A 12,164-nucleotide genomic window follows, 5' to 3' on the forward strand; every position below is an offset into this window, starting at 1 on the left:
TCAGGCGGGCGCTTTGATTTAGGCAAGTTATTATTCGACTTAGACCCCAACCGCGCGCCGCATGTTACCCGCCCCCGCCAAATCCCCCGACCAGGCCACATACCCATCCGGGCGCACCAACAAGGCAGAAGCCTCATAATCACAGACCTCCCCCTCCAGCCGCGCCGTGACCACCGACAAAGGCACCCCAAGCGCCTCCGCCTCAGCCGTCAGCTCCTCAACCTCTCCACCAAAATCAAAAAGCGTGAAGCCCGGCGTCAAAGCGTCATAGGTGCTCCGCCCATTCGGCAGCTCTCGCGGCGCCATGTGGTGACCCGCGCGCGCCTCAAAGCGGTGATCGCCCTTGGCACTCGGCGCACCCGCGCCGCCGATGATCGGTGAGCCGGAATAATGCGGCGCAAAGGCAAAGACCTCGCTCGCCCCCGCGTTCCGCGCCGCCCAAGCCTCGGCAAAGCCGGGATCGTCCGGGGAATGCGCCGCCAGGAACGCGCGGTCCTCCTCGATGAACCGGCGGATGAAATCGCGGTCGGTCGAGGCAAAAACCGGACGCCGCTCGGCATCATAGCTGTCGAGCAGCCTCTCGCCGCCCCAGCCCTGCAAGGTCGCGGCCAGCTTCCAGCCCAGGTTGCGCGCATCCTCGAAGCCGGTGTTGATCCCGTACCCGCCATAAGGCGGATGCGAGTGGCAGGCGTCGCCTGCGATCAGCACACGTCCCGCCCGGTAGGTGTCTGCCAAAGCAAACCGCAGGTCCCAAAAGCCGACATAGCTGACGTCGAGGTCAAACGGCTGGCCCACCGAGTCGTGCAAAAGCGCGGCGAAATCGGTGTTGTCCCGCGTCGTCCCCTCCGGCACCGGCGCGTGAAAGAACCACTCACTGTCCCCATCCACACGGCCAAGAAACCGCCAGTACCCCTCCAGCTCCGGCGCAAGCGCGTTGTAGAAACTCCGCTCGGCGTGCCGGGCACCAAGAAGGCCGTGCAACTCGGGCGAGCGAAAGACCAGCAACACCATCTTCCGGTCGTGGTCGGACAGGGTCTGCGAGATGCCCGCCCCCTCGCGTACCGGCGAACGGCTGCCGTCACATCCCACCAGATAACGCGCCGACAGGGTCTCGGAGCCCTTCCCGTCGGTCTCATGGACCGTGACCTGCACACCATCCGCGTTTTGCGTGAACCCGTCCAGCGTCCAGCCATAGCGCGCGTCCACCGAAGCCAGGTCAGCCGTCCGCGCGCGCAGCACGCCTTCGGTGCAGTACTGCGGCATCCGGTCCGGCGCCTGGCTGTAAAACGCCTGCACCCCTTCGCGCGGCAGGAACTCGTAGGAGTGCTCCCCCAGGAGCGTCCCGAAGGTCACAAGACCCCCGTTTGCGACACCCCGCGGCACGATCCGGGCGGCGCGCATCTCGGCCACACACGCCCAGGCGTCGATATGCTCGAGCGTGCGCTGCGTCATGTTCTGGCCCTTGGGGATCAGCTGCGGCTGCGCGTGCCGCTCGATAACTGCGACGGAGACCCCGCGCTGGCCGAGGTCGATGGCCAGCCCCATGCCGACAGGCCCGCCACCGACGATGATCACGTCATGGGTGAAGCCCTCCATCACGCGATCCGCCCCGGCTCGAAATAGACGTGCTTGGTTTCCAGAAAGTCCGCCAGCCCCTCCGGCCCGTGCAGCCGCCCCAGCCCCGATTGCCCGTACCCGCCGGTCTCCGCCTCGGCAAAAAGGCGCAAGTGCGCATTGACCCAGACCGTGCCCGCGCGGATCGCCCGGCTCACCCGCAAGGCCCGCGTGCCGTCAGCGGTAAAGACCGAGGCGGCCAGGCCGTACACCGTGGCATTGGCCTTGGCCACGGCGTCTGCCTCGTCGGTGAACGTCTCGAAGGCCACGATGGGACCGAAGAGCTCCTCCTGCACGAGGTCAGACGTCACGTCGTCGATCGCAAACATCGTCGGTGTGAGGAAAGCGCCCGTCTCCGACGCCGTCCCCCGCAGGATCATCCGGCCTTCGTCGCCTGCCCTCTCGATAATCTGCTCGAGCCGTTTGCGGTTCTCGAGGTCGATGATCGCCCCGCACTCATTCGAGGGGTCCGCCCCCGGACCCACGCGCACCGCGCCCAGCGCGGCGGCCATGCGTGCCTCCATCTCGCCCGCGACGCTCTCGTGGACCAGGATGCGCGCCACTGCGACGCACATCTGGCCGGCGATGGGCAGGACGCCGTGGGTGATCTCCACCACCGCCCTGTCCAGATCGGCATCGGGAAAGACGAGCGCGGGCGCCTTGCCGCCCAGCTCGAGCCCTACGCGTTTGAGCGTCTTGGCCGCGCCCTCCTGGATCAGCTTGCCCGTACGTGACGAGCCGGTGAAGGAGATCACGTCGATGTCCTCGCTCGCGACCATCGCCTGCCCCACGGCGATCCCATCCTCGTTGACCGAGTTCACCACGCCGGGCGGAAGCGAGGGGCAGGACGCAAGGCACTCCATGATGCGCGCATGCACGAGCGGCGTCTGCGCGGCCGGCTTGATGACCGCCGTGCAGCCCGCCGCGAGCGCAGGCGCCAGCGAGCGGATCAGCAGGGTGACAGGCGCGTTCCACGGCACGATGATCCCCGCAACCCCCGCCGCCTCCCGCGCAAAGAGCGAGAGCTGGCCGGGCGCGATCTCCTGCATCGAGCCGCGGATGTCGCGCGCGAGGCCGGCGTAGTATCGGCTTTCGGAAACGCCGGCCATGGTCTCCCCCATGGCCTCTTTCCTGATCTTGCCGTTCTCGGCGACCACGAGGTCCGCGATCTCGTCCTTGGCCGCCGCCAGCGCGTCCGCGATCTCGAGCAGCGCCTGCGCCCTCAGCCGGGGGGAGGCCGCCCAGTCACCGGCCTCGAACGCGGCCTTGGCGGCGGCGGCGGCCTCATCGGCGAGTGCTGCGCTGCCCGGGACGTACTGCCCGACCACAGAGCCGTCCGCCGGGTTGACGCTGGCCGCAAGCGCGCCGCCGTCGTCCCGCCACGCGGCGTTGATGTAGTGTCTGGCTGGCTCGGTCATCCGGGGTCCTCATGGTTCGCTTGGGGGGCGGCTTCGGCCTCTGCCACCGCGCGCGAAATCTCGGCAGCGGCGTCCTGCACTGCGGCCTTGAGTTCGGCTGGATCGAGCGCGTTGTACCTGCCAGACGCCATCGAGATGCAAAGGGCTGCAAGAGGGTGGCGGCGCGCGTCGAGGATCGGCGCGGCGGTGCCAACAAGACCGGGGGTGACCTCGCCGAAGGCTGTCGCCACACCGTCTTTGTGCACACCGCGCACAGCCGTCCGCATGCCGTCCGCGTCCGGCACACCTGCAAGCAGAGCCTCTTGCCGACCACGGGGCAAAAAAGCGAGGATCGCCTTGGCGGCGGCGCCGGTGGTCAGCGGCATCGGGCGACCGCGCGGGTAGGATGTGCGGGCCGACGAATCGCGGCTGGCTGACGCCACGCACAGGAGCTTGTCGCCATACCATTGCGCCAGAAAGGCAGTGCCGGCAAAGCGGAGCGCAAGCCGGTCGAGGCTCAGCTGGCTGCGCGCGACCACCGGATCGGAGGCCCGCGTCAGAAAGTCGAGCTCTACCAGCCGCGGCCCGAGGCCAAAGCGCCCACCGGGCCGGGAGGCGAGCATGCCGGCCTCCTTGAGCTGTTTGAGATAGCGGTAGAGCGTCGGGCGCGCGTAGCCGAGCTCTGCCATCATCTCCGCAGGCGACCAGATCAGCCGGTCCTCGGTGAAAAGGTCGAGGATCGAGAGCAGACGTTCCCCGCTCCCGCCATGCGATTTGGCGGGCTGTTGGACTGGCGGATCGGCCGCTCCACCTTCAAATCTCGTATTGTGAGACATTGTTTCAATATTGCTTGCAGTTCCTGAGCTGGCAAGACACTTTGCAGCCAAGGCTATGGAGTGAGATGCGCGTGACGGGTGAAACGAGAGTAACCTTTGCCGCGCTCACACCTTGTCCCTGCCCGCAGGCAACGCATGCCCGTTGATCCGCTCACCATCATCCTTGCCGTGGCTGGCATCCTCATCGGCGGCGTGATGAAAGGCGCGACGGGTGCGGGCGCGCCGGTGATCGCGGTGCCGATGCTGGCAGTTGCCTTTGACGTGCCGACGGCTGTGGCGATCTTTACCATCCCCAACCTGCTCTCGAACGGGTGGCAGACCTGGCGCCACCACGCGCATCAGGTGCCGGACGGGTTCGCCCGCGCCTATGCGCTGGCCGGGCTCGGGGGCGCGGCGACGGGCACCTTGCTGTTGGTGGCGCTCGCACCTGCCTTGCTCGAAGGGCTCGCGGCACTCGTGATCTGCGTCTACATCGTCTTGCGGCTGGCCCTGCCGGACTGGAAGCTCTCGCTCGAGACGGCGCAAAGGCTCGTCTGGCCTGTGGGCGCCGCCGGCGGTGTCCTACAGGGCGCCATCGGCGTGTCCGCGCCGATTTCAGTCACGTTCCTGAACGCGATGCGGCTCGAGCGGCTGCAGTTCGTGGCAACGATCTCGCTCTTCTTTCTCGCGATGTCGCTGGTGCAAATCCCGCTGATGGCCTGGTTTGGCCTTTTGACGCTGCCGGTCGCGCTGCTCGGCCTCGGCGCCTTTGCGCTCCTCGCGCTTGCGATGCCAGTGGGCGCCGCCATCGCGCGACGGTTGCCGCCACAGGCGTTTGACTGGCTGATCGTGGGACTGCTTGCCGTGGTGGCGGTGCGGCTGGGGATGTCGGCTTTGTCGCCATCCGGCTGATCCGCCCATATCGACCATCCCGCTAGCAGGCGCTAGGGTCCGGCGCCATGACGTCTGTGCCGCAACCCGACCCCACCCCGAATGACCTGAGCGACGAGCGCATCGCCCATCTGGTGCGACTCTGCGCGCGCGGGTTCGGGCGGAGCCTGCAGATGCGGCTGGCCGCGCATGGTGTCTCGTTCGGGCAATGGGTGTTCCTGCGCATCCTCTGGGACGAAGAGGGCCTGTCGCAGCGCGAGCTCGCCGACCGCGCGGGGCTGACGGAGCCGACGGTGCATACCGCGCTCTTGCGGCTCGAAAAGCTGGGTTACGTCGCGCGGCGCACGCTAGAGGGCAACCGGCGCAAGCAGCACACCTACTTGACCGAGGCGGGCCAGGCGCTGCGCGATGTGCTCGAGCCCTTGGCCGTGGAGGTCAACGAGCGCGCCATGGAAGGGCTGGATGAGGCCGCCCGGGACCAGTTCCGTGATGCGCTGATCTTGGTGCTGGACAATCTCGCGCGGGACGAGGCTGCAGCCCGTGCCAGCGGCATGACCATCCCGCCCACACGAAGCGGCTTTTGACCCCCCGCGTCAGACCTGCGCGAGCGCGGCGATGACATCCTCGAGCGGTGTGATCTGGCGCAGCGGCAGGCGCATGTCCACGGGATCGGGCGCGAGGCGCAGGCCGTCGCCGCTCCAATACCACCAGTAGAGTGGCTGACCTGACAAGTCCCGCACGGCGAGGCGGAACGTCGGGAAGGCACGATCGGCGATGGGTACGTCAGCGCGGGCAATGCGGGTGATGCGCGCGTCATCCGTCCGAAGGTCGGCCATTGCGACGAAGGCGGTCTCCGCCTCGGCAATGTCCCCTTTGAGGGCGCGCAGGACCGGTGGGTACGGCGCGGCAAGGTGGGTGACCTGCACATGGCGCGTCCCGGCTGGCGTCTCCACCGCCAAAAAGTCACCGGGCGCAAGCGCGCTCACAGGCTGTACGCCTCGGTCGTGGCGGGGTGGAAGAGATCGGACACCTCCAGCTTGCGCGGGCTCAGGCCCTGCCGGTGGTGGTAGTCGAGAAACGTCGCGAGCGTGTGCTCGTTGCCGGGTAGGCCATAGGTCCAGACCTGGGGTCCCATCAGCTGGCGTGCGGCGGAGAGCGTGTCTTCGACAAAGGGCATGGTGACCTTGGTGGCCGACGTATCCGCAAGCGCCGCCTGTGCCATGTCCTTGGCTTGGCTGAACGCCTTGAGCAGCGCGCCGGGCAGCCAGGGATGCGTCTCAGCAAGGCTTTTGCGGACGCCGAGCACGTGCATGATCGGGAACAGTCCGGTGCGGCGGAAGTGATCGGCGGCGGTCGCGATCCCGTCCGAGAAGAGGCGCGCGACCATCGGATGCCCTTCGTCGAAAGCGCGAATGGCGCGGGGACCGATGAATCCGTCGATCTCTCCAGCGCGGAGCATCGCGTCGAGCGTCGCGCCTTCCGGCGCCTGGGTCATGGCGACGTCATCGGGCAGCGTCACCTTGATCTTTTCCGGGCGGCCCGGCACGTCCATGCCGCCGCGCACCCACGTGATGTCGGACGGTTTCACGGCATATTCGTCCTCGAGAATGCCCCGCACCCAGACGTTGGCGGTCAGCTGGTACTCGGCGATCCCGATGCGCTTGCCGCGCAGGTCCTCGGGGCGCGCGATGCCCTTGTCGGTGCGGATGTAGACGGATGAGTGGCGGAACGCGCGGCTGAGAAAGACCGGCAGCGCGATGTAGGGGCAGTCGCCCTGCGCGAGCTTCACGCAATAGCTCGAAAGGCTCATTTCCGAGACGTCGAACGCCTGGTGGCGAAAAACGCGAAAGAACATTTCCTCGGGGCTGAGCAGCATCGTCGTCGGGTCGACCCCGTCGATTTGCACGCGCCCGTCGTGGATGGGGCGTGTGCGGTCATAGTCGCCCATGGCGATCGAGAGAGGCAGGTTGGACATGGGTGTCAGGCTCCTTGCCGGGTGAGGGCGATGGTGTGGCGGGTTTTGGCGGAGGCGAGCATGGCGTGCACGACCTCGAGGCTGGCAAGCCCCCACGCGCCGGCCTGCGGCGGCGGTGTGCCGTGGCGGAGGGTTTCGTAGAGCGCCTGGAAGACCGCACTGCGCGGGGCCGGGTTCGGCGGCGTTTCGATCAGGTGCGTGCCGTCCGCGTCCGTGATCTCGAACCCTTCCGGCGTGAGGCGCAAGTCTCCCAAAGGGCCGGAGACAATCACAGGGCCAAAGTGCTCGGACCTTTTCGCGGGGTCTGGGGCGTCGGCGCTGCCGAAGGTCCGGGTCGATTTGAGTGCCGCTTCGGCGTCAGCGTCGAGCCCCCTCAGACGCGCGCGGGTCGCGGCATGGGCGCCCTGCAGTTTCGGGTGTCCGAGCTCACCCACGCCTCCCATCCACACATCGCTGTCGAAATGCGCGTAGCCCGAATAGGTCAGGCTCGCGCTTGCTCCGCCCTCAAAGTCGATCAGCGCGGTGTAGGCGCCTTCGGTCGGGCGAGTGTCGTCCCAGTTGCCGGTGCGCGCGGTCACGTGGGTCGCGCGTCGCCCCATCAGCAGGCGGATCACGTCGATCTGGTGGATCGCCTGCGAGAAGAGCACACCGCCGCCTTGCGCCGTGTCGAGCTCTTCGGGTCGGCGCGGGCGGTAGAGAAAGTCAGTGTAGTTGAACGCGAGCGCCATCATCGGCGGTCCAATTCGGCCCGCCGCAATGAGCCGGCGCGCGGCCAGAACCGGCGGGTCAAAGGAATGGCTCGGGCCGGAGACGAGCGGCACGTCGTAACGCTCCGCGCTGGCGACGATCGCCTCGGCGTCCTTCATCGTGACGGCCAGAGGCTTGTCGATCAGCAGCGCCTTGCCGCCTGCTGCAAGGGCCTCGGCATGGGCGCGGTGCAGGTGGTGCGGCGTGGCCAGGTAGACCGCCTCGACCTCGGGATCGGCGGCGAGGCTTTCGATGGTCTCATGCGCCCGGCCCCCGAACTCCGCCACAAACGCAGCGCGGCTCTCGGCGCGGGGGGCGGCGCAGGCGACGAGCTGGACATGGGGATCCACGCGCAAGGACGGCAGGCTCAGCATGAAGCCGCGCCCGAGGCCGGCCACCCCGAGCCGCACCGGATCCGCCACCCTAGAGGTCAAGCACCAGCTCCGCCGACTTGGCACGGCTGACGCAGATCATGATGCGGGAGGTCTTTTCCTCGTCCATCAGCACCATGTCGCGGTGATCTGCTTCTCCGGCGACGAGCGTGCATTTGCAGGTGCCGCAGGTGCCGCTTTCGCAGGAACTCGCTGTCGCGATCCCGGCATCGCGCAGGGCTTCGAGGATTGTGCGATCGGCGGGAACGTCCACGGTCTGGCCACTGGACCGGAGCGTGACGGCAAAGGGTGTGTCGTCGGGCTTGACGGCTTCGACGGGTTTGAAGTCCTCAAACACCACGCGGCCCTCGGGCCAGTGGCCGCACATCGCCTTGATCTCCTCCATCAAAGGCGCCGGGCCGCAGCAATAGACGTGATGCGCTTGCGGTGTCTCGAAGTGGTCCCAGAAGTCGTACATCTCGTCGAAATCGCCGTGATCGTGATGCACGGTGACGTGTGGACCCATCGCGGTCAGCTCATCGAGGTAGGCCGCCTCCTCCGCCGACCGGCTGCAGTAGATCACACGAAACGGCTTTTGCTGCGCGGTCAGGTGACGCGCCATCGACAGGATCGGCGTCACGCCGATACCGCCCGCGATCAGCAGTGGCTCAGGCGTGTCCTGCAGAGCAAAATCGTTCTGCGGCGGCTCGACCTGGAGCCTTGTCCCCTCGAGCGCCACGTCGTGCATCGAGGCGGAGCCGCCACGCGAGGCTGGCTCCCGCTTGAGCGCAATCACGTAGCTGTCCGGCGCAGATCCGTCGTTTACCAGCGAGTAGCGGCGCATCGCCCCCGACGGCGTTTGCACCGTGATATGCGCGCCCGGCGTGAACCCGGGCAGCGCCGCCGCGTCCGCCGGGGTCAGCGTGAACTCGGTAATGGTCTCGGTCAACTGGCGCCGCTTGGCGACCTCAAGCTCGATCATGGGGCCTCGTCTTTGTCGGTCATGGCTCAGTTTCTGCGGAACACGACAAGTTATTAGATATCTAACTTGTTGCGTCAACTCACCGGATATGGAAAGCTGAAGCCGGCTTTGGACGGGGCCACAAGAGCCTCAAGGGAGGACGCGGGATGCTAACTGCCGAGGAAAACGACCTGCTCTGCCGCGTGACCGGCGATGCGCCCATGGGCAAGCTGATGCGCGCGCACTGGACGCCGGTCTGCCTGGTCGAGGAGGTGGCGGAGCCCGACGGCACGCCGCTTTTGGTCGAGGCGCTTGGCCAGCGGTACGTCTGCTTTCGCAACACCGAAGGGCGGCTGGGCCTGCTCGACGAGCTCTGTCCGCACCGCCGCGCCTCGCTGGTCTATGGCCGGAACGAGGAGTGCGGGCTGCGCTGCCTCTATCACGGGTGGAAGTTCGACGTGGACGGCAATTGCGTGGCGATGTCCTCCGAGCCGGAGAACAGCCCACTACACGGCAAGGTCCGCCACCGCGCCTACCCGGTGCGCGAATGGGGTGGGTTCGTCTGGGCGTGGCTCGGCGCGGAGGAGGACGCACCTCCGTTCGAGCCGCCCGCGTTCTGCCCGACCGAAGACACGCCCGTCGCCATCCTCAAGATGCGCATCCCGGCCAACTGGGCGCAGATCACCGAAGGGCAGATCGACAGCGCGCATTCCTCGTCCTTGCACTCGTCCGACATGAAACCCGCACGGGTCAAAGGCGCTGCCGCGGACGAGACCAGCTGGTATCGCCCGTCGACCGACAAGTCGCCGCGGATGCAGACCGAGACGACGCCCTACGGCTTTCACTATGCCGCGATCCGCAAGCCGATCCGCCATCCCGCGACGCACAACTACCTGCGGATCACCGAGTACATCGCGCCCTATACGTCTCTGATCCCGCCCAATGCCTCCTACAACGTGGCGACGGTGATCGTGCCGGTGGATGACGAAACGACGCATTTCCACTTCATCGCCTGGGGCGGCGAGGCGACGCCGTCGACCGAAGAGTGGCGCGCCTTCAACCACGTCGTGCCGGGCGTGAACCTCGACGCGCGCTGGGTGTCCGAGCGGCAGGCTGAGAACAAGTTCCTGCAGGACCGCGCGATGATGAAGGAGGGCAACTTCACCGGCGTCAAAGGCATCCCGAACCAGGACGTGGTGATGTGGGTGTCGATGGGCGCGATCGTGGACCGCACAAGCGACATCCTCGGCGCCTCCGATCTCGCCATCGTGGAGTTCCGCCGTCTGATGGTCGATGCCGCGCAGCGTGTCGCGGGCGGCGGGCCTGCCATCGGCACCGAAGCGCCCCGCGTGCCGCATGTCACCATCGCCAGCCGCGAGGGGGTCTACCCCAAGGAGCAGGATTGGCGGGAGCTGGGCAAGGACAGTGGGAATGTGGCTGCGGAGTAGGTTTCGTGCTGGGGAAGTGTCTTTGAGCACTGCTGAGGCAAGAAACTGTATGACTAAAAGAAAGCTCGCTTAAATCAGAGCACCCGCCTGACGGGGACCGTCAGGCCGCGCCGACCCGCCCCCAAGGGGCGGCGCGATGCGCCACCCCTCGGGACGGCGCGTGCTCATCCGTTTCCAAGGTTCAGACTAAAGTTGGCCCGCACTAAGGCGCCAACCCCCGCTCCCGCAGCCAACCCGTCAGCGTGGCCACCGCTGTCTCCAACGCCTCCGGCTGGTCGCGGTAATAGTGGCTGGCGCCGTCGATCGTCACATACGTCTTGTCCGCCATCCCCGCCGCCGCGAAGACCTGCTGCGGATGGCTGGGCGGAACGGCGTCGTCGGCGCCGTTCTCAACGACGAGCAACGGAGCCTTGATGCTCGGCACCGTGTCGAGTGCATCTGCGCGACTGAGCGGCGACCACTGGCTGAGCCACGCCCGCAGCGTCGTAAAGCGTGCCAGACCCACCGGCCCGGAATTCACCGTCTCGGGCGTGCCGAGATAACAGGTGCCAACGGGGCGGCCATTGGGGTCCAAAGACCCGTCGAGAAAGCGCGGGTCGGCCATGGTGCGGTGCACGATGAACGGACGCTCGACCTCCGCTCCTCCCCGCGCCTCGAGGTCTGCGAGCATACTCTGTGCACGCTCCGTGATCCGCGCGATCCGGGCCTGTTGCGCGGCGCGGAACGCCTCGACAAACGCGTCGTCGTAAGGCGGCTGCGGCGCGTCCGGTCCGTAAAGATCGAGGCTAGAGTCGCGCGCATCGGGGTCCGTCTCGTCCAGCACGCTGGGGTCGATCCATTCCGCAAGGATGCGGGCGCGGCCGGTGTGCGCCGCCACAAACGTCACCGCGTCCGCCGGGATCAGACCTGCCTTCGTCAGATCGTAGGCATCACCGGCGGGCGTGTCCTTCAGCGTCGGCGCCTCCGCCTGCGACTGGTAGAAGAGCGCCAGCGAGCCGCCCCCCGACCAGCCGGCGATCACCACCTTGGCGTAGCCGAGCGCTTCGCGCGCGTGCCGGACATAAGCGCCGAGATCGGCCACAACCTTTTCCATGATCAGCGCGGTGTCGTTCTTGGCATAACGCGAGGCGGCACAAATCACGTGATGGCCCGCCTCCGCCAGCGCCTTTGGCATCGGCATGAGGTTCAGCGTCGAGGCCGGGTGCATGAAGATCAGCACGGTATCCGACGGTGTCTCGGGCCGGATCAGCTGCCCCTCGAGAAAGACCTTTCCCTGCGATCCGGCAAACCCGTAGGTCTCGGTAAAGGCGGCCGTCTCGGTGAAGCTGACGATCAGCGGGCTGCGGGAGACGGGTAAGGCGTCAGTCATCACGCACTCGGCTCAGGCGTGCATCGGATCGACGTCGGGCGCGCGCTTGGTCTTGGACCAGTCCTCCAGCACCGGCTCGGCGCGTTCGTTCAGCATCTCCATCATCGCGGCGGTCGTGGTGTCCACGGCCACCTCCATTCGGTGCCCGTTGGGATCAAAGAAGTAAATCGACTGGCAGATCTTGTGATCGGTCGGGCCGAGCACTTCGATCCCCGTCGCAGCCACCTTCTCCTTGATCGCCTCCAGCTCTTCCATCGTGTCCACGCGCAGCGCGAGGTGCTGTACCCAGTCGGGCGTGTTCTGATCCATTTCCATGTCCGGGCTCTCCGGCAGCTCGAAAAACGCGACATAGCTGCCATCGCCGAGCTTGAAGAAGATATGGATATGCGGCGACCACTCGCCGGTCGAGGGCACCTTATTCTCGGCCACGGCGATATCGAGCTCGAGCCCGAGAAGGTCGCGGTAAAAGGCGGTTGTCTCCTTGGCGTCCCGGCAGCGGTAGGCGACGTGATGCAAGCCCTGCAAACCCATGGTCATCTCCTTTTTTCGATATGTATTCATTTTGGCTGTCATTTG

The 12,164-nt window shown here is 66.9% G+C and carries 12 protein-coding genes; 3 read left to right on the top strand and 9 right to left on the bottom strand.

What is annotated here, in order from left to right; translation table 11 throughout:
- Positions 1-39 precede the first annotated feature (39 nt).
- Genes ACU0B3_RS09025 through ACU0B3_RS09035 form a run of 3 tightly spaced genes read right to left on the bottom strand, consistent with a single transcriptional unit; the run spans position 40 to position 3,847 of the window.
- A complete protein-coding gene (locus tag ACU0B3_RS09025; protein ID WP_446260517.1) occupies positions 40-1,596 on the bottom strand; it encodes an FAD-dependent monooxygenase in 1,557 nt (518 codons plus the stop codon).
- The gene (locus ACU0B3_RS09030) at positions 1,596-3,032 is read right to left on the bottom strand and encodes an aldehyde dehydrogenase family protein (RefSeq protein ID WP_446260518.1); all 1,437 of its coding nucleotides are present in this window, start codon (positions 3,030-3,032) and stop codon (positions 1,596-1,598) included. The genes ACU0B3_RS09025 and ACU0B3_RS09030 overlap by 1 nt, the downstream gene beginning before the upstream one ends.
- Entirely contained in the window at positions 3,029-3,847 is an 819-nt protein-coding gene (locus tag ACU0B3_RS09035; protein ID WP_446260519.1) for an IclR family transcriptional regulator, read from the bottom strand. Before ACU0B3_RS09035 ends, ACU0B3_RS09030 begins: the two co-directional genes overlap by 4 nt.
- 135 nt (positions 3,848-3,982) lie before the next feature.
- Here ACU0B3_RS09035 and ACU0B3_RS09040 point away from each other — a divergent pair, with 135 nt between their 5' ends.
- Together ACU0B3_RS09040 and ACU0B3_RS09045 are read left to right on the top strand one after the other, a co-directional pair.
- Positions 3,983-4,738 carry a sulfite exporter TauE/SafE family protein gene (locus ACU0B3_RS09040; protein WP_446260520.1) on the top strand — a complete coding sequence of 252 codons (756 nt, stop codon included), beginning with the start codon at positions 3,983-3,985 and terminating at the stop codon, positions 4,736-4,738.
- A gap of 47 nt (positions 4,739-4,785) precedes the next feature.
- Complete coding sequence (locus tag ACU0B3_RS09045; RefSeq protein ID WP_446260521.1) at positions 4,786-5,301, top strand: MarR family winged helix-turn-helix transcriptional regulator; 516 nt, start codon at positions 4,786-4,788, stop codon at positions 5,299-5,301.
- 9 nt (positions 5,302-5,310) lie between these two features.
- On the opposite strand, the gene ACU0B3_RS09050 is transcribed toward ACU0B3_RS09045, so the two are convergent.
- The 4 genes from ACU0B3_RS09050 to ACU0B3_RS09065 are packed head-to-tail and all read right to left on the bottom strand — an operon-like array spanning position 5,311 to position 8,792.
- The gene (locus ACU0B3_RS09050) at positions 5,311-5,703 is read right to left on the bottom strand and encodes a hypothetical protein (protein ID WP_446260522.1); all 393 of its coding nucleotides are present in this window, start codon (positions 5,701-5,703) and stop codon (positions 5,311-5,313) included.
- The gene (locus tag ACU0B3_RS09055) at positions 5,700-6,692 is read right to left on the bottom strand and encodes an ABC transporter substrate-binding protein (protein WP_446260523.1); all 993 of its coding nucleotides are present in this window, start codon (positions 6,690-6,692) and stop codon (positions 5,700-5,702) included. The genes ACU0B3_RS09050 and ACU0B3_RS09055 overlap by 4 nt, the downstream gene beginning before the upstream one ends.
- Positions 6,693-6,697: 5 nt before the next feature.
- Positions 6,698-7,861 (bottom strand): Gfo/Idh/MocA family oxidoreductase, encoded by a 1,164-nt coding sequence (locus tag ACU0B3_RS09060; protein WP_446260524.1) that lies wholly within the window; start codon positions 7,859-7,861, stop codon positions 6,698-6,700.
- Position 7,862: 1 nt separating this feature from the next.
- Positions 7,863-8,792, bottom strand: coding sequence for a PDR/VanB family oxidoreductase (locus ACU0B3_RS09065; RefSeq protein WP_446260525.1), 930 nt, complete (start codon positions 8,790-8,792; stop codon positions 7,863-7,865).
- Between the two features lie 146 nt (positions 8,793-8,938).
- Here ACU0B3_RS09065 and ACU0B3_RS09070 point away from each other — a divergent pair, with 146 nt between their 5' ends.
- Entirely contained in the window at positions 8,939-10,219 is a 1,281-nt protein-coding gene (locus ACU0B3_RS09070; protein ID WP_446260526.1) for a Rieske 2Fe-2S domain-containing protein, read from the top strand.
- Positions 10,220-10,421: 202 nt separating this feature from the next.
- Here the strand turns inward: ACU0B3_RS09070 and ACU0B3_RS09075 are convergent, their stop codons facing one another.
- Both ACU0B3_RS09075 and ACU0B3_RS09080 read right to left on the bottom strand, forming a co-directional pair.
- On the bottom strand, positions 10,422-11,588 hold the full coding sequence (locus ACU0B3_RS09075; protein ID WP_446260527.1) for an alpha/beta hydrolase family protein: 1,167 nt from the start codon (positions 11,586-11,588) through the stop codon (positions 10,422-10,424).
- A 12-nt stretch (positions 11,589-11,600) separates the two neighbouring features.
- Positions 11,601-12,119: a VOC family protein gene (locus tag ACU0B3_RS09080; protein ID WP_446260528.1), complete on the bottom strand. Its 519-nt coding sequence runs from the start codon at positions 12,117-12,119 to the stop codon at positions 11,601-11,603.
- Positions 12,120-12,164: the final 45 nt, after the last annotated feature.

The sequence above is a fragment of the Pseudaestuariivita sp. genome (assembly GCF_052825805.1).